Origin of the sequence: Phenylobacterium sp. (genome assembly GCF_046463815.1) — a bacterium.
GTDB lineage: Bacteria > Pseudomonadota > Alphaproteobacteria > Caulobacterales > Caulobacteraceae > Phenylobacterium.
The window spans coordinates 150666-172569 of the sequence record NZ_JBKBRO010000001.1 but is presented as its reverse complement, the minus strand read 5'-3'; the positions used below and the strand labels follow the sequence as shown (position 1 = coordinate 172569).

The window sequence follows — 21904 nt, the reverse complement described above, 5'->3', positions numbered from 1 at the left end:
AAAGCCCAAGTGCGACGACAACGCCGGCCGGGAATGCGGCCGCGAAGCGGCGAGTCCGCCATCGACCACGGATTTCACTGATTTCACGGATGTGGGCCAAAGCGCGGGCAATCCGTGGAATCCGTGAAATCCGTGGTTCCGGCTCGTGGTCGGCAACCGGCCCGAGGCCGGACGGCGATCAGCCCGCGGGCGTCGTGGGCCGGGGGGCGCTGACCAGCGGTGTCGCGGCGGGCTCGACGGCCAGTTTCGAGGCCAGCACCTGGCGGGCGGGCAGCACGCCCTTGGAGCGGCCGGCCACGAACACCTGGAAATCCTGGGGATCGGAGACGTCGATGATCAGCCCGGTGAGCTGGGGCACGCGGTAGGCCTCGCCCTTGGCGAGCTGGCGGGCGAAATAGACCGAGCCGTCGCCGCCGCGGACGATCAGCGCCGCGCCGTTGAGCGCCTGGAGGGTCACCACGGAGGTGAGCTGCGGATTGCCCGCGTCATAGACCTTGCCCTTCGGCGTGAAGACGGCCGGCAGGGTGGAAAGGTCGACGGGGACGTCGTCGCTGGTGTCGTTGATGTTGGCCGGCGGGGCCAGGTTGCCCATGCCGTCCTCGCCGGCCTCGGCCAGGCCCGGGGTCTCGTAGGGCGGCGGGATGGTGGATTCCACGGGCGCCGGCAGGGGTTCGCCCAGCTTCACCGGACCAGTGGGCGCCTGCGACAGCAGCTTCCAGGCCGTCTCCTGCGACGCCATGGGCGGCGGCGGGGCGCTGGCGTTCATGGCCCGCTGGGCGACGTTCCAGAGCACGATGGCGGCCACGATGACGATGGCCCCGGCGATGAAGGCGGCGATGCGCGGGTCCCGCTCGTCGGGCACGCCGATGGGCGCGCGCAGGGGCTCGTCCAGCACGGGCTCGTCGGCCTTGAACCGCTCGACCGCCGCCTCGGGATCGACGCCCACCGCCAGGGCGTAGGCGCGGACGTAGCCGATGGTGAAGGGGCGCGAGGGCAGGGCGTCCAGCCGCATCTCCTCCAGCGCCTCGAGATAGGCCCTCCTGACGCGGGTCTTCTCGGCCAGCTCCTCCAGCGTCAGGCCGCGATCCAGGCGCAGCGCCCGCAGCGCCTCGCCCAGGCTGGCGTGGGCCTGGAGCGGATCGTCAACCGACGCGCGGGCGTCGTCGTCCTGCAGCGCGTCCAGCTCGCCAAAGCCCGTATCGAGCGGCATGGCTGTTCCTGCTCCCCGCCGCCGCGCGGCCTTGGATGGGTTGCCGATCCTGAATCGAGGCGAGCGTGACACGCGTTCCGGTAGTGCTCAATGCGTCGTTGGGTCCCGTGCGGGCGGAGATTCGCCTACACAGCGAGGTAGAGTTTACGGGCCAGGGTTTCGATCTCGTTGCGGACCGAGCCCGCGCCGGACTTCAGCAGCGCCGAGACGCCGCGCCTCGCCGCCTCGCGGTCACACGACAGCACCATCTGCTTCACCGGGCCGATGCCGGCCGGCGACATGGACAGCCGCTCGTAGCCCAGCGCCACAAGGGCGAAGGCCTCCAGCGGCCGGCCCGCCAGCTCGCCGCAGACGCTGACCGGCGTGCCTGTCTCGGCGCAGGCCCGCTGGATCGCCTCCAGCGCCCGGAGCGCCGGCGGCGAAAGCATGTCGTAGCGGTCGGCCACCCTGGGGTTCCCCCGGTCGGCGGCGAACAGGTACTGCATCAGGTCGTTGGTCCCGACACTGACGAAATCGGTCATCGGCAGCAGGGCGTCGAGATGCCAGATCACCGAAGGCGCCTCGATCATGGCCCCCACGTCCAGGCGCGAGGGCTCCGGGCGGCCCCGGCGCAGCGCCCAGGCGATCTCGGTGTCCACCAGGGCGCGGGCGGCGCGGAACTCGTCGCAGCTCGCCACCAGCGGGAACATGATCCGAAGCGGCCGTCCCCGCGCCGCCGAGATCAGCGCCCGAAGCTGCAGGCGCAGCAGGGCCGGGCGGTCCAGGCCCATGCGGATCGCCCGCCAGCCCAGGGCGGGATTGTCCTCGCGCTCGGCCTCAAGGTACGGCAGCACCTTGTCGCCGCCCAGGTCCAGGGTGCGGAAGGTGACCGGCTTGTCGCCCGCCGCGTCCATCACCCGGGCGTACAGCGCCGTCTGGGCGTCCAGCTTGGGCATCTCCTCGGCGACCATGAACTGGAACTCGGTGCGGAACAGGCCGATGCCCTCGGCGCCCGCCTCGGCCATGCTCTCCAGGTCCACGTCGAGGCCGGCGTTCATCAGCAGCGTGATCTTCACCCCGTCGCGGGTGAAGGCGGGCGTGTCGCGCAGCTTGGCGAAGGCCGCCTGCCGCTGGCGGCGCACGTCGATGCGGGCCTGGATGGCCTTCACCACGTCCGGGCGCGGGCGCAGGTAGGCCTCGCCGGACTCGGCGTCCACCACCACCGAGTCGCCTTCCGACACCCGGTCGCGCAGGCCGGGCAGGCGGCCGACGCACGGGATGTCCAGGGCGCGGGCCACGATGGCCGCGTGGCTGGCGGGCGAGCCTTCCTCCAGCAGCAGGCCGCGCAGCTTGGTGCGGTCGTATTCCAGGAGGTCGGCGGGGCCCAGGTTCCGGGCGATCAGGATGGCGTTCTCGGGCAGTTCGCGGGCCACGTGGCCGTCGCCGGCCAGGTGGCGCAGCAGCCGGTCGTTCAGGTCCTCCAGGTCGTGCAGCCGCTCGCGCAGATAGGGGTCGCGCGCCTGGCCCAGGCGCGCCCGGTGCTCGGAGCGGACCCGCTCGACCGCGGCCTCGGCGGTCAGGCCGTTGCGCACCGCGTCCTCCAGACTGCGGTTCCAGCCCCGGTCGTGGGCGAACATGCGATAGGTGTCGAGCACCTCGTAGCTGGCGTCGACCAGGCCGTGCTGGCCCTCCAGCATCTCGTCGATCTGGGCCTGCAGGGCGGCGATCGCCGTCTTCAGGCGGGCCTCCTCGGCGGCCACGTCGTCCGACAGCAGTTGCGAGGGCGCGACCGGCGGCTCGTGCAGGACCGCCACGCCGTAGGCCAGGCCGTCGGCGAACTTCGAGCCCTTCAGGCGGTCCGGGCGACGGGGCGCGATCTCGACGCCCTTCATCTCCTCGACCGCGATCAGCTCGCCCGAGGCCACCATCTCGGCCAGGACCATGGCGATGATCTGCAGGTCCTCGACCTCGTCCTCGGTGTAGACGCGGGCCGTGCGGTTCTGCACGACCAGCACCCCGATCACCCGGCCGCCGCGCAGCAGGGGCACGCCCAGGAAGGCGTGGTAGGGGTCTTCGCCGGTCTCGGGGCGGTACGAGAAGGCCGGATGCTCGGGCGCGTCGGCCAGGTTCAGCGGCCGCCCCAGGCGCATGATCTCGCCGACCAGGCCCTCGCCGGGCTTCATCCGGGTGACGTGGACGGCGCCGGGGTCGAGGCCCTCGGTGGCGAACAGCTCCATCTCGCCGCTCGCCCGGCGCAGGTAGATCGAGCACACCTCGGCCACCATCGACAGGGCGATGATGCGGACGACCATGTCGAGACGGGCCTGGGCCGGGCCGCCGCCCGCCAGCGCCTCGCGGATCTGCCTCAGCAGGCTCCGCTGTCCTCCGATGGCCACCCCAGGAACCGGCATCCGCCGATGATCCTCCCTTGTCCGGGCCGCTGCCTACCAGCTTTATCTTTCCGTTCCGAGACGGGAAGAGGCCCTTTGCGACGATCCGCGCCCCCGCATGGGGTTCAGGCACGGAAATCCGGCAGGGTCGCGGCCGCCGCTTCGCGCCAAGATGGGTAGGAGGCGGGGCGGACCCAAGTCCGAACGCGGGCGTAGCCGTGGGCGCGGCCGCGCCCTATCTGAGGCCTCCTTTCGTCCGATTCCCTTGAGGGAGGGCCCGTGGGCGCCGCAGACACTCCCGAACGCACCGGCTGGGCCGACCTCCTCGCCGGCGGGCGGCTGCCGCAGTTCGCGCTGATCTGCCTGGGCGTCTGGCTGAACGCCGCCGACGCCCTGGTCACCGCCACCATCATGCCCAGCGTGGGCGCCGACCTCGGCGGCTACGCCTATTTCTCCTGGGCCACGGCGGGGTTCCTGGTGGGGGCCATCCTGGCCGGCGCCAGCTCGGGACGGCTCTCCGAGCTGTTCGGCCTGCGCGCCGCCACGGCGCTCGCCGGCCTCGTCATGGTGGGCGGCTGCGTGATGAGCGCGCTCGCCCCCGACGTCGGCCTGTTCCTGCTGGGGCGCCTCGTCCAAGGGCTGGGCTCGGGCTGGATCTCGGGCTTCGCCATGGTGGCCATCGCGCTGCTGTTCCCCGAGCGCCACCTGGCCCGCGTCTTCGCCGCCGCCACCTTCATCTGGGGGATCGCCACCGTGCTGGGCCCGCTGTTCGGCGGGATCGTCGTGGAGCAGGGCCACTGGCGGGACGTCTTCTGGCTCTTCGCGGCCCAGTCGGTGGTGTTCGCCCTGGCCGCGCTGGTCCTGCTGGCCAAGGCCGGCGGGGCGGGCGGCGGGCCCGGCGTCCCCTGGGCCCAGCTCGGCGTGCTGGCCCTCGGCGTCAGCGCCATCGCCGTGGCCGATCTCGTCCCGGGGGCGTGGTCGGCCGGCATGGTCCTCCTGGGCCTGCTCGTCCTGGCGTTGGTGGTGCGCATCGACCCCCGCGCCAGGGTCAGGCTCCTGCCGCACCGGGCCGGCGACCTGACCACGGTGGTGGGCTCGGGCTACTTCGCCATGTTCGCCATGACAGCCGCCTCCATGGGCTTCGCGATCTACGGCCCGCCGATCCTCCAGCAGCTCCGGGGCTTCTCGCCGCTGTGGGCCGGCTACGCCATCGGGGCCGAGTCCCTGGCCTGGACGGTCGCGGCCATGGCGGTCGCCGGCGCGACGGGGCTCTGGGACGCGCGCTGGATCCGGTTCGGCGCGGTGCTGCTGGTCGCCAGCCTCGTGGTCCTGCCGCTGACGCTCGCCGACGGGCATCTCGCCTGGGTGCTGGCGGGCGGGGCGATGATGGGGGCGGCCTTCGGCTTCTCCTGGGCGTTCATGAGCCGGCGCGTGCTGGCGGCCCTCTCGGACGAGGACCGCGCCATCGGCTCCTCGGCCATCATGGCCGTGCGCCAGACCGGGGCGGCGGCCGGGGCGGCCATCTCGGGCGTGGCGGCGAACCTGGCCGGCTTCTCCGGCGGCCTCACCGACGCCAGCGCCCGGGCCACGTCCGTCTGGGTGTTCGTGGCCGTGATCCCCCTGGCCCTGGCGGGCGCCTGGGCGGCGTTCAGGCTGACCGGCGGCGCGGAGACGGCTTCCCTCCCTTGATGGGGAGGGACGGGCCGCGTGAGCGGCCAGGGTGGGGAGGTCATGACTGGGCGGTGCGCTCCACCGCCTGATCGACTCTCCCCCACCCGTCTCCCCCGGATCAAGTCCGGGGTCGCCACCCTCCCCATCAGGGGAGGGAAACTAGAGCTGATCCAGCCCGTAGGCCGCGTGCAGGGCGCGGACGGCCAGTTCGGTGTAGGCCGCGTCGATCAGCACGCTGATCTTGATCTCGGACGTCGAGATCACCTGGATGTTCACGCCCTTGTCGGCCAGGGCCTTGAACATCGACTTGGCGACGCCCGCGTGGCTGCGCATGCCGACGCCGATCACCGAGACCTTGGCCACGTCCTCGTCCACCCGGACGTCCTCGAAGCCGATGTCCGGCTGGGCGGCGCGGATGATCTCCACGGCCCGCTGGGCGTCGCGCTTGCCGACGGTGAACTCCATGTTCGCCGTGTCGGCCGTGCGCGCATGGCTCTGGACGATCATGTCCACGTTCACGTTGGCGTCGGCCAGCGCGCCGAAGATCGCCGACGAGACGCCGGGGTGGTCGGGCAGGCCGAAGAGGCTGATCTTCGCCTCGTCGCGGCTGTAGGCCACGCCGCTCACGATCCGCTTCTCCACGATCTCCTCCTCGTCGCAGACGATGGTGCCTTGGCCGGGCGCTTCGCCGGGCTCGACAAAACTGGAAAGCACCCTGACGGGCACATGATAGGCCATGGCCATCTCGACCGAGCGGGTCTGCAGGACCTTGGCGCCCAGGGAGGCCATCTCCAGCATCTCCTCGTAGGAGATCTTGGCGAGCTTCCTGGCCTTGGATTCGATGCGCGGATCGGTCGTGTAGACCCCGTCCACGTCGGTGTAGATGTCGCAGGGGCAGTCCAGCGCCGCGGCGATGGCCACCGCGCTGGTGTCCGAGCCGCCCCGGCCCAGGGTGGCGATGCGCCCGTCCCGGGTCACGCCCTGGAAGCCCGCGATCACCGCCACCTCGCCGGCGTCCAGCGCCGCGCCCAGCTTCTCGGGCGGGATCTCGTCGATGCGCGCCCGGCCGTGGGCGTCGTCGGCGATGATCGGGATCTGCCAGCCCAGCCACGACTTGGCGCGCAGGCCCATGTTGCGGAGCGTCATGGCCAGCAGGCCGGCGGTCACCTGCTCGCCCGAGGCCACCACCACGTCATACTCGTCGTCCGACGGCGCGATGCCCTGGGCCGCGGGACCCGCCCCGTCGGTCCAGGCGACCAGCTCGTTGGTCTTGCCGGCCATCGCCGAGACCACCACGGCCACCTGCCGCCCGGCCTCGACCTCGGCCGCCACCAGCCGGCCCACGCGCCGGATGCGCTCCAGGTCGGCCACCGACGTTCCGCCGAATTTCATGACGAGGCGTGACATGGACCTGCCGTGAACCACCTTTGCTGCGCCGCCGAAGGGCGGAGCCTTCTAGCCACGGCGGAGCCCGGCTGCAACGGCCAGATTCTTCCAATCCCATGCGTCGCGCGGCCGCGCTTGGGGCAAACCCTGCCCTTCCGCGTCCCGGCGCGTCCTCCCCCAATCCCCTTGACTCCGGAAGAATGAACTGACTAACTGACATCACTCCGTCATGGGGCGCCGACATGACCGCTGACTTCGACCCGCACGCCATCGCGGCGAGCAACCTCTCCATCTCGGACAAGATCCGCCGGTTGGCCGCCGGGGGGCTCTCGCGCCGGCAGATCGCCGACCACATCGGCCGCAGCTATCAGCAGGTGCGGCAGGTGCTGGTCGAGGATGAACGCCGCGCCGGCCGCCGCCGGCCCTCCGCCCCTTCCGCACCGCTTCGCGAACCTGAGGCGCTCGCCGGCGTGGCGGAGCCGGGGCGCCGGTTCGAGGGCGCCCAGGCGTCCGCCGATGTGGAGGATCGGGGCGGCGGGGCCTATCGCCTCGCCGTGCGGGAGGACGGCTCGGTGGTCCTGCCCCCGGCCGTGCGTGCGGCGCTTGGCATCGACGCCCCCGGCGCGGCCCTCGCCCGCCTGGAGGGCGCGGAGTTCAAGCTCATTGGCCCCGCCACGGCCCTGAAACGCATCCAGGACATGCTCAGGCCCTATGCGCAGGAAGGCGTGAGCTGGGTCGATGAACTGATCGCCGACCGCCGGCGCGAAGCCGCGCGCGAGGACGACGATGCCTGAGGCGGTGCTGGACGCCTCGGCGGTCCTGGCCATCCTGCGGGGGGAGGCCGGCGCGGAGGAGGCCGGCGCGGAGGAGGCCGGGCGGTATCTGGCGGCGGGCGCGATTTCCGCCGTGAACGCCGCCGAGGTCGTGAGCCGGCTCATCGACTTCGGTGTCGCGCCCGAGATCGCGGCCGGCGCCGTCCGCGGCCTCGATCTGGCCATCACGCCGCTCGACGCGCCCATGGCGTTGGAGGCCGGGATCCTGCGCCGATCGACGCGAGCCCATGGGCTTTCTCTGGGCGACCGCGCCTGCCTCGCCACCGCCAAGGTTCTCGGCCTCCCGGCGGTCACGGCCGATCGCGCCTGGGCCTCGCTGGACCTGGGCGTCGAAGTCGTGCTGATACGTTGAGGATGACCGCCAGATCCTCCATCGACCCCGCCGAGGTCGAGACCTTTTCGCGGATCGCCGCCGAATGGTGGGACCCGAAGGGCAAGTTCGCCCCGCTCCACAGGTTCAACCCCGTGCGCCTGGCCTTCATCCGCGACCAGGCGCTCCACCGCTTCGGGCGCGACCCCGAGGCGCGCCGCCCGTTCGAGGGCCTGCGCCTGCTCGACATCGGCTGCGGCGGCGGCCTGCTCTCCGAGCCCATGACGCGGCTGGGCTTCCAGGTGACCGGGGTCGATGCGTCCGAACGCAACATCGCCACCGCCTCGACCCATGCCCGGGAACAGGGCCTCGCCATCGACTATCGCGCGTCCACCGCCGAGGCCCTGCTGGAGGCCGGCGAGCCGCCCTTCGACGTGATCCTCAACATGGAGGTGATCGAGCACGTGGCCGATCCGGGCGAGTACCTCCGCGACTGCGCCCGCCTGCTGAAGCCGGGCGGCCTCATGATCGTGGCCACCCTGAACCGCACCCTCAAGGCCCTGGCCCTGGCCAAGATCGGCGCGGAATACATCCTGCGCTGGCTGCCGGCGGGCGCCCACGATTGGAGCAAGTTCCTCAAGCCCGACGAGATCCGCGGCTTCCTCGACGGCGAGCCGGTCAGCGTGGACGGCCCCTACGGCGTCGTGTTCAATCCGTTCACGGGCCGGTGGAGCGAATCCGCCGACGCCGACGTGAACTACATGATGACGGTGGTGCGCGAGGCGGCCTAAAGAGGGCGCTGAGAGGCGGGGAGAGGCCTCGAGGGAGTTGGGATGCCATCGCTACGGGTGCTGGGCCACGCCTTCCGGGCCTGGCGGCGGAACCTCCGCTGGGCCAAGCACGAGCCCGAGACGCCCTACCTCGCCGACCTCCTGTCGGGCGCGCCGGTCTGCCTGCACGTGGGCGCCAGCGACGGCCGCCATTCCTATGTGATGACCCAGGTGGCGCCCAAGGCGCGCATCTACGCCTTCGAGCCCTCGGCCTTCGCCTTCGAGGTGCTGAAGACCTGCCTCGCCTGGCACGGCATCCGCGACCGGGTGACGCCGATCCACGCCGCGGTGGCCGACCGGCCGGGCGAACTGCTGCTGGTGACGCCCAAGAAGACTTCGGGCCGCATGGGCCGGGCCTACGCCTATGTGGCCGAGAGCGCGCCTGAGGGCGCCGCCCGCCCCGACCTGGATGACCAGGGCGCCGACCTCCAGCCCACCCCCGTCGTCACCCTCGACGGCTTCTGCGCCGAGCGGGGCATCGTCCACGTGGACTTCATCCGCATGGACATCGAGGGCGCCGAGCAGAAGGCGCTGATGGGCGCCAGCGGCATCCTCGACCGCGACCGCCCCCATGTGCTGATCGAGATCCACCCGCCCATGCTCAAGGACCGCTTTGGCGGTTCGGGCGAGGCCGTCCTCGATATCTTCCGCGAGCGCGGCTACCGCATGTTCGCCCTCAACGGCGACCGGCTGGAGGAGCGCACCACCCTCGTCGAGGGCGCGCCGTGGAAGGACTATTTCTTCATCCACCCCAGCAAGGCCGCGCGGCTTCCCGACGGCGTCTTCAAGGCCCGCATGGCGGCGTGAGCGCGCCCATGCCCGCCGCGCCGACCCCCTCGCCGGGACGGTCTTCGAGGCCGAGGTCGTCCACTGGCGCGGCCCCTCGCCCTATTTCTCCGCGATCCTGCCGGACGCGGCGGCCACCGCCGGCGGCCGCGTGGCCGTGGTCATGACCGTCAGGATCGGGCGGGGGTAGGGGGACTATCCCGCTTCCCTCTCGAACGCCGCCGCCTGCGCCGCGAACGCCCGCCGGAACGCCGGCCGGGCCTCGCCGCGGGCGACGTAGGCGGCCACGTTGGGGGCCGTGGCCAGCAGTTCCGAGCCGCTCGGCCCGGCGATCATGGTCGCAATCGGACCTGCGCTCACGCGCGCCGGGGCTCCGAGCGCTTATCAAGTGTTCGCCTTGGGCCTCGCCCGGCCTTCTTCGGCGACAGCGCCGGTTCGTACGCCATCTGGGCGTGCTCGGCGCAGTACGGGCCCTCCTTGGCCCGGCGGCCGCAAAATCTGTAGTTCTCAAGCGCGGGATCGCCGATCGGCCACTTGCAGAGATGCGCGCCCAAGGTCAGCACCGTGGCCGACATCACCGGCTCTTCTTCGCGGCCGGCCACCTGCAGCCCGGCGGCGCGGGCATCGGCGTCTGCACGCTCGGAAGCGGTCTTGCCGGCGGCGGCGAGTTCCTCGAGCGAGATGTCGAAAGTGTTCTTCGTCATGGAACCTGACCCCAGCACATATTGTGTTTGAGAAAGGTGTCGCCAAGGGCGTGTTGGGGTCGCGATGTCCCTTGCCCCGGAGTTAGGGGCCAGTCATCAGTAGCGCGCCACTGGCCGCCCCATCCCAATCTTGACTCTCCGCCCGCCTCGTGTTCTCTTTTTGTTCCAATGACCGAGGCGGCGCACATCGCGGATGCGGACGAGCGGATGCTCGGGCGGCTGGCTGAGCTGGATCTGGCGGCGGCCGAGCGGGTGCATGGGCGGCTGATGGCGGCCGAGGAGGCGGACGAGGTCGCGGACCTGGGCCGGGCCTACCAGCGGCTGGCCCGCTCGCTGCGCCAGACGCTGGCGCTCAAGGCCAAGTTGAAGCTCGACCGCGAGCGGGCGGGCCGCGAGGCCATCGACCACCGGGTGCGCCATTCGCCGCTCGGGGCCGTCCGGCCGTTCGCGCCCGACGCTCAGGCTGGCGGCGTCCATCCGCCCGCAGCCCAGGATCGCGCCGCCCTGGCGCGGCTGGACGAGCTGCGCGCGGCGGCCCTGCGGCTGGCCTGGCGCGAGGCGGAGACCGAGGCGGCGGAGGCCGAACGGCCGGACGACGCGGAGTCCGCCCTCGACGTGTTCGCCCAATGGGTCGAGACGATCGACGAGGCCCTGCTGGAAGACGGCTTCGGCGACGGGCCGCTGGACGAACGCCTCGCCGGCCTCTGCGGCGTCCTGGGCCTCGACCCCGTCCTGGATTCCGGCCCGGCCCGCGCCTGGCGCGACCTGCCCGCGCCCCCGCCCGAGGCTCTGGCCGGCCTCCCGCCCCCCTGGCGCAGCTCGGCGTGACCGCCGCGAAGCGGCTTTCGAACCACGGATTTCACCGATTTCACGGATTGGCCGGGCCTGGCCGCCCATCCGTGCAATCCATGGGTCCCAGCGACGAGGATCAGACGACGAAAGACACGAAAGCCACGAAAGGGCGCCGGCGCCTTCCGTGTATTCCGTGGTTCCCCAGATCCTGAGCCGCCGCTCGCGCGGCGTCTCGGCGCGAACCCCTTTCGTGGCTTTCGTGCCTTTCGTGGTTCCCCCCACGCCCCGCCAAACAACCGACCATCGTCGGATCAAGACGGCCGCCGCCCGCCTGCGCTAGAAGGCCCCCAACGAACCAGAAAACGGGGAGGAGCGCGCCATGCAGGCGCTGATGATGGACCGGCCGCTGACGCTGCCGACCATTCTGGAGTACGCGGCCCAGTACCATCCGCATCAGGAGGTGGTGACGCGCACCGTCGAGGGACCGATCCACCGCTACGGCTACGCCGAGGCGCTCGCCCGGGTGAAGCGGATGGCCAAGGCCCTGCTGGCCCTGGGCGTGAAGCCCGGCGACCGGGTCGCGACGCTCGCCTGGAGCACCCACCGCCACTTCGAGCTCTACTTCGCCGTCACCGGCATCGGGGCGGTGCTGCACACCATCAACCCGCGCCTCCACCCGGATCAGGTGGCCTGGGTGGCGAACCACGCCGAGGACGCCGTCCTCCTCTTCGACATCACCTTCGCCGGGCTGGTGGCCGAGATCGGGCCCAGGCTCGCCACGGTGAAGACCCTGGTGGCCATGACCGACGCCGCCCACGCGCCGGCCGAGGTTCCGGGCGCCCTGATCTACGAAGACCTGCTGGCCGCCCAGACGCCGGACTTCGACTGGCCGCAGGTGGACGAACGATCGGCCTCGGGGCTCTGCTACACCTCGGGCACGACCGGCAATCCGAAGGGCGTGCTCTACGGACACCGATCGACGGTGCTGCACGCGCTCGCGCTCTCGCTGCCCGACGCCTTCGCCTTCTCGGCCCGCGACGTGCTGCTGCCCTGCGCCCAGATGTTCCATGCCAACGCCTGGTGCACGCCCTACGCCGCCCCGCTGGTGGGGGCCAAGCTGGTGCTGCCGGGCCGGTCGCTCGACGGGCCCAGCGTCTGCGAGCTGATCCTCCAGGAGGCCGTCACCTTCGTCCTGGGCGTGCCGACCATCTGGGTCGGCGTGGCCGATCACCTGGACCAGACCGGTCAGGCGATCGACACCATCCGCACCGTGGCGGTCGGCGGTTCCGCTCCCACGGCGGCCCTCATCTCCCGCATCGAGCAGCGGCTGGGCGGGGAGGTGCGCCAGATCTGGGGCATGACCGAGATGTCGCCGCTGGGCGTCGTCAACACCCCGCTGCCGGCCCATGCGGCCGAGGACGGCCAGGCCCGCCTCCAGCGCAAGCTGAAGCAGGGCCGGGGCCTCTGGGGCGTCGACATGCGCATCGTGGGCGAGGATGGCGCCGAACTGCCCCGCGACGGCAAGAGCCCCGGCGCGTTGCAGGTGCGGGGACCGTGGGTGGCCAGCGCCTACTTCAAGCACGAAGGGGCCCAGGCCTTCACCGACGACGGCTGGTTCGACACCGGCGACATCGCCACCCTGGACCCGGAGGGCTACCTGCGCCTGACCGACCGGGCCAAGGACGTCATCAAGTCGGGCGGGGAGTGGATCTCGACCCTCGACCTGGAGGACGCCGTCTGCTCGCATCCGGCCGTGGCCATGGCCGCCGCCGTCGGCGTGCCGCATCCGAAGTGGGACGAGCGGCCCCTGCTGCTGGTGGTGCTGCGCCCGGGCCAGACCGCCGACCCCGAGGTCCTGAAGGCCCACGTGGCCGAGCGGGTCGCCAAGTGGTGGACGCCCGACGAGGTGCGGATCGTCGCCGAGCTGCCCATCGGCCCGACCGGCAAGGTGCTGAAGCGCGAGCTGCGCGATGCGTTGCCCGAGGCCTTGGCTGTGGCCGTCGTGCAACCCGCCGGCTGAGGAACGGTCCGCCCCGGAACCCAATGGAAACCTCGGCCTTGAACCGCGCGTTTGCCCTCACGAGGTGAGTGTCGGAAAGCCGAGGAGGATGCCGTGCCGCGCAAACGGCCCAGGGGCGTGATCGCGATGGGATGGGCCTGCATCGAGGCCGCGGCCACCGGCCGCGTCGAGCACGCGCCCACGTCCGCCGACTTTCCCGAGACCGTGGTGCGGCGAACGAGCTTCATCGCCGGCGGCGGTCACGGCTGGCGCATCTCGGCGCTGGAGACCCCGCGCGAGGCGCCCGCCCCCTGGAGGATCGTGGTGATCACCGGCGCCCCGTCCTGGGCCGAATACTGGGCCGAGACGCTGGCCGAGCTGCCGCAGGACCGCGAGATGGTGGTGGTCGACCGGCCGGGCTACGCGGGATCCGAGCCGCTGCATCCGGTGACCGACATCCGCGTCCAGGCCGAGGCGCTGGCGCCGGTGCTGAAGGCCGCGCGCGGCCAGAAGGTGCTGCTGGTGGGCCAGAGCTACGGCGCGGCCATCGCCTCGATCATGGCCGAGCAGAACCCGGGCAAGGTGGCCGGCCTCGTCCTCCTGTCGGGCTTCTTCGGCGAGGCCGGCCCGACCGCCCGCTGGCTGCTGGACGTGGGCGGCAAGGCGCTGAAGGTCATCCCGCGCGACCTGCGCAACGCGGTCATCGAGGTCACCGGCCAGCGGCCCCAGCTCCGCCACGCCCGGCGCGCGCTGGCCAAGGTGAACGTGCCGATCCACATGATCCACGGCGACAAGGACGACTTCGCCCCGCTGGAGGCGGCCGAGCGCCTGGCGGCCGAGACCGTGACCCGCCGCCCGATCCGCCTGGTGCGCACCGAGGGCGCCAACCACTTCCTGAACGACGGCCCGGCCGAGCGCCTGATCGAAGCCCTGGAGTCCTGCATCCCGCGCCGGACCGAATGGACCTTCCGCTGGCCCAGGCTCCCCGCGCTCTGGACGCCCCGCCTGCCGAAGGTCCAGCCGCAGGAGGCGCTGGCCTAGAGGAACACCCCCGTCGCCACGGCGAAGCCGACCACCACCAGCCACGGCGGCAGCTTCGCCACCTGCAGGAAGACGAAGGCGGCGGCGATCAGCGCCCAGTCGGACGGCCGCTCGACGGTGCTGGACAGCACCGGGTTCCAGAGCGCCGCGCCCAGCAGGCCCACGACCACCGCGCCCACGCCCGCAAGGGCGCCGCGCGCCCAGGCCTCGGTCTTCAGCCGGTCCCAGAACGGCAGGACGCCGATGATGAGCAGGAGGGAGGGCAGGAAGATCGAGAAGACGGCGATCAGGCCGCCGGCCACGCCGCGCGGACCATAGCCCTGGGCCGCGCCGACGAAGCCCGCGAAGCTGAACAGCGGGCCGGGCAGGGCCTGGACGGCGCCGTAGCCGGCCAGGAAGGTGTCCTGATCGAGCCAGCCGCGGTCGACCACCTCGCTCTCCAGCAGGGGCAGGACCACGTGGCCGCCGCCGAAGACGAGGGCGCCGGTGCGGTAGAAGACGCTGGCCAGGCCCAGGCCCGGGTTCTGCAGCAGGGCGGCGAAGAACGGCAGGGCCAGCAGCAGGCCCGCGAACAGGCAGAGCGCGATGATCGCGCTGTCGATGTCGATGGCTTCCGAGGCCGCGTCGGGCGCCTGCTCGGCCGGCGTGTCGCGGAGCAGGGCGAAGCCGAACGCCCCGCCAGCCAGGATCACGCCCACCTGGGCCACCGGTCCGCCGCTGGCGAGCGCCAGGCCCAGGCCCGCGCCGATCGCCATGCCGGCGCGGATTGGACCGACGGCCAGGGTGCGGGCCATGGACGCCAGGGCCTGGAGGACGACCGCCGCCGCGGCCACCTTCAGCCCGTGGATCCACCCGCCGCCGAACCGGGCCTCCAGGCCGGTGGCGAAATAGGCGAAGGCGATCATCGCCGTCGCCGCCGGCAGGGTGAAGCCCGCGAAGGCCGCGAGCGCGCCCGCCAGCCCCGCCTGGCGCAGGCCGATGGCCATGCCGAGCTGGCTGGACGCCGGTCCCGGCAGGAAGTGGCAGAGCGCCAGCAGGTCGGCGAAGGTGGCTTCAGACACCCAGCCCCGGCGCTCGACGAACTCCTTGCGGAAGTAGCCGAGGTGCGCCACCGGCCCGCCGAACGCGGTCAGGCCCTGCTTCAGGAAGGCCAGGAAGACATCGAAGGCGGTGACCGTCTTGGGCGGCCGGGCGTCGTCCATCGGCCCTAGATGGAAGGGGCCGGCGCATCTGTCGACCGGTTTCGCCCTAAAGATGCTTCCCAGGCGCAGGTGAACGGCGATAAGGCTTTGGCCGAACCAGACCGAAACCAGGGGAAACGACATGAAGGCCGCCGTGCTGCGCGAAGTCCGCAAGCCGCTTCAGATCGAGGACGTGCAGATCTCCAAGCCCGGCCCGCACGAGGTGCTGATCCGCACCGCCGCGGCCGGCGTCTGCCACTCGGACCTGCACTTCGTGGAAGGCTCCTATCCCCACCCGCTGCCGGCCGTGCTGGGCCACGAGAGCGCCGGGATCGTCGAGGCGGTGGGCTCCGAGGTCCGCACCGTGAAGCCGGGCGACCACGTCATCACCTGCCTGTCGGCCTTCTGCGGCCACTGCGAGCACTGCCTGACCGGCCACATGAGCCTGTGCGTCAGCCCCGAGACCAAGCGCGACGAGGGCGACGAGCCCCGCCTGACGGCCCCCAACGGGCCGATGATGCAGTACCTGAACCTCTCGTCGTTCGCCGAGCAGATGCTGATCCACGAGCACGCCTGCGTGGCCATCCGCAAGGACATGCCGCTGGACCGCGCGGCCCTGATCGGCTGTTCGGTGATGACCGGCGTGGGCGCGGTGATCCACACCTCCAACGTCCGGCCGGGCGACACCGTGGCCGTCATCGGCTGCGGCGGCGTGGGCCTGTCGGCCATCAACGGCGCGGCCATCGCTGGCGCGGGCCGGATCATCGCCATCGACGTGGTCGCGGGTAAGGAGAATTTCGCCCGGGCGTTCGGCGCCACCGACTTCGTCAACGCCTCGGAAGTCGATCCCGTGAAGGCGGTGATCGAGATGACCAAGGGCGGGGTGCATCACTCGTTCGAGGCGCTCGGCATGACCAAGACCGCCGAGCAGTCCTTCAACATGCTGCGCCGCGGCGGCACGGCCAACATCATCGGCATGATCCCGGTGGGCCAGAGCATCAGCCTGATGGGCGCGGCCTTCCTGGGCGAGAAGCGCATCCAGGGCTCGCTGATGGGCTCGAACCGCTTCCCGGTCGACATGCCGCGCCTGGTGGACATGTACATGGCCGGCAAGCTGAAGCTCGACGAGATGATCTCCCGGCGGCTGAAGCTGGAGCAGGTCAACGAGGCCTTCGCCGAGATGAAGACCGGCTCGATCGCCCGCTCCGTGATCGTCTTCGACGCCTAACGCTCGGCCTTCCGGCGCGTCTGGATGCTGTCCAGGTACAGGATGATCGAGCGCACCTCGTCCTCCTGGAACCGGAACTCCGGCATGGCGGGGTGGCCCGTGAGGATGCCCTCCGCCAGCGCCTCGGCCAGGGTCTCGGGCTCGTAGCGCCGGTGCAGTTCGCGGAACGGCGGCGCCGCCGGCTCCGCGCTGTCGCCGCTGCGGCCCGTGGCGTGGCAGCCGCCGCAATGGCGCTGGACCAGGATCTCGCCCTGTTCGGGCGTGGGCGTCTCGGCCCGGACGGCGCCGGCGGCGAGCAGGATCATGGCCGCGATCGGCAGGGCGAGCTTGCGCATCCCGCCATCTGAGCGCGCCCGCATCCGCCGCCATTGACCGGCGTCAACGGGCTTTCGGTCTCATCACCAGCCAGGGCGTGGGGATGCCCCGCCATTCCCACACCGCCAGCAACTGGTCGAGGTGCGGCAGCGCCCGCAGCCAGTCGGGCATGTCGAAGGTTTTCGGCGCCTGGTCGATGCGGAGCACCTCGTGCGTGGCTTCGAAGCGCCCGCGCAGGTCCTCCAGCACCCCGACGCCGCGCGGGTCGTGCGTCTCGACGATCAGCCGCATCCCCGCCAGGGCCGGGCTGAGGTCGGGACGCAGGAGCTCGGTCTCCGCGCCCTCCACGTCCATCACGACCAGGACCCGCCGGCCGGCGAAGGCCTCGAAGTCATGCGGCCGGAATTCCTCGCGGACCACGACGCGGTCGCCGACGCCGTTGCGCTCCGCCAGCGTCACGCACGCCTGCCGGGCGTGGGGCGAGATGTCGTAGGCATAGACGACCGCCCGCGGCAGGCGCCGGGCCAGGCCCACCGCGTAGTATCCCTCGGCGCATCCGACATCGACAACGCAATCCACGCCTTCGGCCAGGAAGCGCTCGAGGTGCGGATGCAACTCGGATTCATAGGTGCCCAGGAGGCGCGGGATCAGGGCGCCCTCGGTGGCGCGGGCGGCGTACTCCATGCCCGCGAAGGGACCGCCGTGGATCCGCGGGCCTTGGTGGGCGAGGTAGGTGTTGGCGAGCATCTGTGAGCGCCATCGGCCAAGGTAGCGCAACAGTTCGTTTAGGCCGGCGACGTCAGGCGGCGCGGTCCAGGCGCCGACGGCCCTGCGGACCCGCTCGCCCGTCTCGGTGGTGAGTTGGCCCATCCGCGAACCCCCCGATCATTCCAGGGGATTCAACGCCCAAGCTTGACCCTTGTTGCAAGACTTATATCGCGGCTCAGCGGCCGCGGGCGGCGTCCAGCGAGGCGTAGCTGCGCACGGGCGACTGGCCGCCGGTCTCGAGGAGGCGCTCGATGCGGGCCTTCTGGGCCCGGAAGCGGGCGAGCTCGGCCCCCGTGAGCACCGTGCCCTGCGGGACCTTGGCCCCCACGGGATTGACCCGGCGGCCCTTGAGCCAGACTTCGTAGTGCAGGTGCGGGCCGGTGGAGAGGCCGGTGGTGCCGACGTAGCCCACGACCTGGCCTTGGCGCACCCGCGTTCCGGGCCGCACGCCCTTGGCATAGCGCGAGAGATGGGCGTATCCGGTGTCCCAGCCGCCGGAGTGGCGGATCTGCAGCCAGTTGCCGTAGCCGCCCCAGCGGCTGGCCTTGACCACCACGCCGTCGCCGGCCGCCAGGATCGGGGTGCCCGTGCCGGCGCCGAAGTCCACGCCCTGGTGTGCGCGGGCGTAGCCCAGCACCGGGTGGCGACGCATCCCGAAGTTCGAGGTCATGCGGGCCCCGTCGACGGGCGTTCGCAGCAGGAAGCCGCGGATGTTCTTGCCGTTCTCGTCGAAGTACTCGACGTCGCCGTCGCCCCGCTCGAAGCGGTAGAATTTCACGCCGCGGATTTCGGCGTACTCCAGTTCCCCGGTCTCGATGGTGCGGCCGCTCTCGGTGACCTTGCGGTCGAACACCAGCTTGAACTCGTCGCCGGCCTTGATGTCGCGCTCGAAGTCGATCTTGTGGGAGAACAGCTTCGAGACCTTGGCCACGATGTCGGGCGTGGCGCCCAGCTTGGCGGCGCTCTCGTAGAGCGAGCCGTGGATCTCGCCGTCCGCGACGGTGGTCTCCTGGCTGACCTCTTCCTCAAGCGCGCGAAGGCGCAGGGCGCCGTCGAAGGTGCGCGACAGGGTGACGGCGGTGGCCGGGCCGGTGCGCATGGAAAGCCCGATCAGGCGGGCCGGGCCGCGCTCGGCGCGGGGCTTGGCGACGGCGGCGTCGAACGCCATTCCGGCCTTGATGTGCACGGTGTCCATGGCCTGGCCCAGCATGGCGACCGCCATCCGGGCCTCCTCGGGGGCGACGCCGGCGCGCTGGACGGCCTCTTCCAGGGTCTCGCCGCGCAGCACCTTCACGGGCACGTTCTCGACCCGCGCGTAGCCGGGCTGGGCCTTGGCCTGGGTGAAGGCGGCGTGTTCCAGGGCCGCGACCGCTTCGGGCGCCAACGGCGGCTCCGACGGTTCGCTGGTGGTGTCGGTGAACTTCCAGGCCACGAACAGGGCGATCAGCGCCCCGCCGCCCGCCGCCACGCGCGGCGCGATCCGGAACGAGAAACGTCTCGGGTCGAATTCAGCCATCACGCCCCCGTACTAGCCGCGGCCTCGTTAAGGCATCGGCTACGCAAAGCCAAACTGTCACAATTCCCCCGCGGGGCCCTTGCGGGCCGCGGCCCCGCGCGGAACATGCCCGGAAGACGCCGCGGCGTCACCGGTCGAATTGTCACGCGCTCCCTAAAGGAGTCCCAGGACCAGCTCCGGGGGCCGGCAGAGCGCCGCGCCCTTGGGCGTCACCACGATAGGTCGATTCACCAGGATCGGCTCGATGATCATCGCCGCGATCAGGGCCTCGTCCGAGGCGGCGGGATCGGTCAGGCCCAGCTCTTCGGCGTTGGTGCCGCGCACCCGCAGGATGTCGTGGGCCGAGGCGCCCATGGTCTTCAGCAGGTCCTTGAGCTGGTCCTTCGTCCAGCCCTCCTTGAGGTACTCGACGACCTTGGGCTCGACGCCCTTCTCGCGGAGCAGGGCCAGGGTGTTGCGCGAGGCGCCGCAGGCGGGGTTGTGATAGATGATGACGTCGCTCATGGCGCCCCGATAGCGGCCCCGGCCTTCCAAGTGAAGCGGCGCGAACCGGTCACGATGGTGGAATCCGAGCTGTCGAAGGCCATGACGTCCCTGGGCCGCGGGGGCAGGGGCGTCGCGCCCTTCGGCCAGCGCTCCAGGGTCGCGGCGTAGCGCACGTCGAGGGCGCCCGGGGCCTCGGGCTTCAGCACGATCTCGACGCCGGCCGGCGCGGCTTCCCATTCGATGCGCGTCCAGCGGCCGGGCTTCAGCGGCAGCCGCCTGTCCACCTCGGCCAGGCGCTCGATGGCGGCGGGCGCGCTGGGGCGCAGGCGCAGGGCCAGGCTTCGCGCGCCGTGCGGCGGGACCGCCCGCAGCACGAGGCGGCCGTCGGGCAGATCGAACAGCTCGATCTGCGGCGGGGCCTCCTCGACGGGCCGCGCCACGGCGGCCTTGATCGGCTGGCGGGCCAGCCAGTGCTCGATCTCGCCGATCGCCCCGCCGTCGGCGGTGAGCGCCTGGCGCGTCCAGAGCGGGGTGTTGGGCGCCAGGCTGATGCGCCAGGCATGACCGCCGCCCTGGTCCACATGGTAGGCGACGTAGGTCAGTTCCGGATGGCGGGCGCTCCAGGGCGGATCGAGGCGCACGACCAGGGTCACGACCGCGCCCGCGACCAGCAGCAGAGGACCGATCAGGCGAGCGGGCGGCGCGCCCTCCGCCGGCTGGGCCAGGGGCCAGAGCGCCAGCGCCGCCATGGCCATGGGCAGGGCCTGCAGCAGCATCACGTCGAGGCTCAGATAGGCCACGTGGGCGTAGGCGCCCGCAAAGCCGGTCACGAGGGCGGCGAGTACCGCCAGGACGCCCAGCGACGGCAGGCCCGGCCGGGCGCCCATGTCGGTGGCTGCCGCGCCGACCGCCGCCGCCAGCAGCGGCCAGGCGATCACATAGGCGATGGTCGGGGCCGCGACCTGGAGAGCGAGGGCGAGGACGAGCCCCACCGCCAGCACGCCGGTCCAGGCGCCGGCGCGGGTGGACGGGCGCCAGTAGGCGAAGAGGCCGATCAGGCCGGCCGCGAGCCCGGCCCCCAGGGCGATCATGTCCGTCCGGTTCAGGGCGAAGGCGGCGACGCCCGCCAGCGCCGGCAGCGCCGCCACGAGCCGCCGGCCCCGCGAGGCCGTAGCGGCCGCCAGCAGCAGGAAGCCCAGCGCCAGCAGCAGCACGGCCGCTTCCCAGCGGTGGGCCTGGGCCAGCAGCCAGCGCTGTTCGAACCAGCCGGCGCCGGCTCCCGTCGCCGCGCGGGCGAGGTTCAGCACCGCCACCCCGCCCAGAAGGGCGAAGAGGAGTGCCCCCGCGCCCCGGCACGCGTCGATCCACGGCAGCTCGCCGCGCCGCCGCGCGCGCCAGGCGCCGAGGCCGATCAGCAGGGCCGAGGCGGCGATGACGATCCAGCCGGCCCAGGCCGGGTAGGCCACGAACAGTCCGCCCGGAACCTGGCTGTAGGCGGCGTTGGGCGCCTTGGCGGGCAGCGACGGGGCATAGGCCGCCGCCACGGTCGCGGCCAGCACCTGGTCGCCCATCTCCTGCAGCGAGCCCTGGTCCAGGTGGGCCGGGGTGGAGGTCACCGAGTGATAGTCGAACTGCCGGCCGATGAAGGCGAAGTTCAGCCCCTGGAGGCCCGCCTCCTTGGGCAGGGTGAAGTCCGTGCCGTTCGGCATCTGCTGGTAGACGAAGGTCGAGAGGGCGGTGGCCGCGGGCCGGTCGACGGCGCGGCGGAACAGGTCGATGGTCCGGCCGTTGCCGGCGCCGGTCTCGAACATCTGCACGCGCCCGCCGCCGCCGCGCGCCTCCATGTTGAGGACGAAGCCCAGCCGCCTGGCCAGCGGGTCGCGGTGGAAGAAGGCCTCGGCGCCCAGGAGGCCGCTCTCCTCGCCGTCGGTGATCAGGAAGACGACATCGCGGGCCGGGACGCCCCGGGCCTTGAGCGCGCGCGCGATCTCCAGCGCCGCGGCGGTTCCGGCGGCGTCGTCGGCCGCGCCGGGGGAGCCGGGCACGCTGTCGTAGTGGGCCATGACGGCGACGGCCGGCAGGCGCCGGTCGCGCCCAGGCAGCACGCCGACGAGGTTCTCCACGGCGGCGCCCGCCACGGCCAGCTCGCCGCGCATCTCGCGGCTGTTGACGCCGGAGCTGCGCCGCACCGTGGTCTCGAGCCCCAGGGCCTGCATCCGGGCGACGAGGTGGTCGCGCACCCGGGCGTTCTCGGGCGAGCCGATGGGATGCGGGCGGGCGGCGATGGCGCGGACGTCGGCCATGGCCCGGCCGGCCGAGAAGGTCTTGGCCGGCGCGTCCGGCGGCGCGGGGTCGGGCAGCCGTTCCCCGAACCAAGCGATCCAGACGCCGGCCAGCAGCGCCAGGACCAAGGCCATCAACCTGCTCACGGACCGTCCCTCCCGAGCCGCTTTGCCGTCAGGCTAGCTTGGCCCGGCCG

20 protein-coding genes are annotated in these 21904 nt (G+C 72.2%); 9 read left to right on the top strand and 11 right to left on the bottom strand.

Annotated elements, in window-relative coordinates:
* Positions 1-178 precede the first annotated feature (178 nt).
* The gene (locus ACK4TT_RS00850; RefSeq protein ID WP_410212123.1) at positions 179-1210 is read right to left on the bottom strand and encodes a helix-turn-helix domain-containing protein; all 1032 of its coding nucleotides are present in this window, start codon (positions 1208-1210) and stop codon (positions 179-181) included.
* A 125-nt stretch (positions 1211-1335) separates the two neighbouring features.
* Positions 1336-3600 (bottom strand): phosphoenolpyruvate--protein phosphotransferase, encoded by a 2265-nt coding sequence (gene ptsP / locus ACK4TT_RS00845; protein WP_409635607.1) that lies wholly within the window; start codon positions 3598-3600, stop codon positions 1336-1338.
* 258 nt (positions 3601-3858) lie between these two features.
* On the opposite strand from ptsP, the gene ACK4TT_RS00840 reads away from it, so the two are divergent.
* Positions 3859-5268, top strand: a complete 1410-nt coding sequence (locus tag ACK4TT_RS00840; protein WP_410212122.1) for an MFS transporter — start codon at positions 3859-3861, stop codon at positions 5266-5268.
* Between the two features lie 141 nt (positions 5269-5409).
* Here ACK4TT_RS00840 and ACK4TT_RS00835 read toward each other — a convergent pair whose 3' ends face one another.
* Positions 5410-6657, bottom strand: a complete 1248-nt coding sequence (locus tag ACK4TT_RS00835) for an aspartate kinase (protein WP_409635613.1) — start codon at positions 6655-6657, stop codon at positions 5410-5412.
* Between the two features lie 221 nt (positions 6658-6878).
* Here ACK4TT_RS00835 and ACK4TT_RS00830 point away from each other — a divergent pair, with 221 nt between their 5' ends.
* Genes ACK4TT_RS00830 through ACK4TT_RS00815 form a run of 4 tightly spaced genes read left to right on the top strand, consistent with a single transcriptional unit; the run spans position 6879 to position 9416 of the window.
* The gene (locus ACK4TT_RS00830; RefSeq protein ID WP_409635616.1) at positions 6879-7430 is read left to right on the top strand and encodes a hypothetical protein; all 552 of its coding nucleotides are present in this window, start codon (positions 6879-6881) and stop codon (positions 7428-7430) included.
* Positions 7423-7821, top strand: a complete 399-nt coding sequence (locus tag ACK4TT_RS00825) for a type II toxin-antitoxin system VapC family toxin (protein WP_409635619.1) — start codon at positions 7423-7425, stop codon at positions 7819-7821. Before ACK4TT_RS00830 ends, ACK4TT_RS00825 begins: the two co-directional genes overlap by 8 nt.
* 2 nt (positions 7822-7823) lie before the next feature.
* Positions 7824-8570, top strand: a complete 747-nt coding sequence (gene ubiG / locus ACK4TT_RS00820; RefSeq protein ID WP_409635622.1) for a bifunctional 2-polyprenyl-6-hydroxyphenol methylase/3-demethylubiquinol 3-O-methyltransferase UbiG — start codon at positions 7824-7826, stop codon at positions 8568-8570.
* 42 nt (positions 8571-8612) lie between these two features.
* Entirely contained in the window at positions 8613-9416 is an 804-nt protein-coding gene (locus tag ACK4TT_RS00815; protein ID WP_409635625.1) for an FkbM family methyltransferase, read from the top strand.
* A 174-nt stretch (positions 9417-9590) separates the two neighbouring features.
* Here the strand turns inward: ACK4TT_RS00815 and ACK4TT_RS00810 are convergent, their stop codons facing one another.
* Positions 9591-9755 carry a hypothetical protein gene (locus ACK4TT_RS00810; RefSeq protein ID WP_409635628.1) on the bottom strand — a complete coding sequence of 55 codons (165 nt, stop codon included), beginning with the start codon at positions 9753-9755 and terminating at the stop codon, positions 9591-9593.
* Positions 9752-10099, bottom strand: a complete 348-nt coding sequence (locus ACK4TT_RS00805) for a GcrA family cell cycle regulator (RefSeq protein WP_409635631.1) — start codon at positions 10097-10099, stop codon at positions 9752-9754. The genes ACK4TT_RS00810 and ACK4TT_RS00805 overlap by 4 nt, the downstream gene beginning before the upstream one ends.
* A gap of 168 nt (positions 10100-10267) precedes the next feature.
* On the opposite strand from ACK4TT_RS00805, the gene ACK4TT_RS00800 reads away from it, so the two are divergent.
* The 3 genes from ACK4TT_RS00800 (at position 10268) to ACK4TT_RS00790 (ending at position 13931) form a co-directional block, all read left to right on the top strand.
* Positions 10268-10927 (top strand): hypothetical protein, encoded by a 660-nt coding sequence (locus ACK4TT_RS00800; protein ID WP_409635634.1) that lies wholly within the window; start codon positions 10268-10270, stop codon positions 10925-10927.
* 343 nt (positions 10928-11270) lie between these two features.
* Positions 11271-12911 carry a long-chain fatty acid--CoA ligase gene (locus ACK4TT_RS00795; protein WP_409635637.1) on the top strand — a complete coding sequence of 547 codons (1641 nt, stop codon included), beginning with the start codon at positions 11271-11273 and terminating at the stop codon, positions 12909-12911.
* A gap of 93 nt (positions 12912-13004) precedes the next feature.
* On the top strand, positions 13005-13931 hold the full coding sequence (locus ACK4TT_RS00790; RefSeq protein WP_409635640.1) for an alpha/beta fold hydrolase: 927 nt from the start codon (positions 13005-13007) through the stop codon (positions 13929-13931).
* Here the strand turns inward: ACK4TT_RS00790 and chrA are convergent.
* Positions 13928-15133 (bottom strand): chromate efflux transporter, encoded by a 1206-nt coding sequence (gene chrA / locus ACK4TT_RS00785; protein ID WP_410212121.1) that lies wholly within the window; start codon positions 15131-15133, stop codon positions 13928-13930. The genes ACK4TT_RS00790 and chrA overlap by 4 nt on opposite strands.
* Positions 15134-15254: 121 nt before the next feature.
* On the opposite strand from chrA, the gene ACK4TT_RS00780 reads away from it, so the two are divergent.
* Positions 15255-16340 carry a Zn-dependent alcohol dehydrogenase gene (locus ACK4TT_RS00780; RefSeq protein WP_409635646.1) on the top strand — a complete coding sequence of 362 codons (1086 nt, stop codon included), beginning with the start codon at positions 15255-15257 and terminating at the stop codon, positions 16338-16340.
* On the opposite strand, the gene ACK4TT_RS00775 is transcribed toward ACK4TT_RS00780, so the two are convergent.
* The 5 genes from ACK4TT_RS00775 to ACK4TT_RS00755 all read right to left on the bottom strand — a co-directional run bounded on the left by ACK4TT_RS00775 (position 16337) and on the right by ACK4TT_RS00755 (position 21854).
* Positions 16337-16675 carry a c-type cytochrome gene (locus ACK4TT_RS00775; RefSeq protein WP_410212120.1) on the bottom strand — a complete coding sequence of 113 codons (339 nt, stop codon included), beginning with the start codon at positions 16673-16675 and terminating at the stop codon, positions 16337-16339. The genes ACK4TT_RS00780 and ACK4TT_RS00775 overlap by 4 nt on opposite strands.
* A 43-nt stretch (positions 16676-16718) precedes the next feature.
* On the bottom strand, positions 16719-17525 hold the full coding sequence (locus ACK4TT_RS00770) for a hypothetical protein (protein ID WP_409635652.1): 807 nt from the start codon (positions 17523-17525) through the stop codon (positions 16719-16721).
* A gap of 73 nt (positions 17526-17598) precedes the next feature.
* Complete coding sequence (locus ACK4TT_RS00765) at positions 17599-18939, bottom strand: peptidoglycan DD-metalloendopeptidase family protein (protein WP_410212119.1); 1341 nt, start codon at positions 18937-18939, stop codon at positions 17599-17601.
* A 153-nt stretch (positions 18940-19092) separates the two neighbouring features.
* Complete coding sequence (arsC, locus tag ACK4TT_RS00760) at positions 19093-19443, bottom strand: arsenate reductase (glutaredoxin) (protein ID WP_409635657.1); 351 nt, start codon at positions 19441-19443, stop codon at positions 19093-19095.
* Positions 19440-21854: a M20/M25/M40 family metallo-hydrolase gene (locus ACK4TT_RS00755; RefSeq protein ID WP_410212118.1), complete on the bottom strand. Its 2415-nt coding sequence runs from the start codon at positions 21852-21854 to the stop codon at positions 19440-19442. Before ACK4TT_RS00755 ends, arsC begins: the two co-directional genes overlap by 4 nt.
* Positions 21855-21904 lie beyond the last annotated feature (50 nt).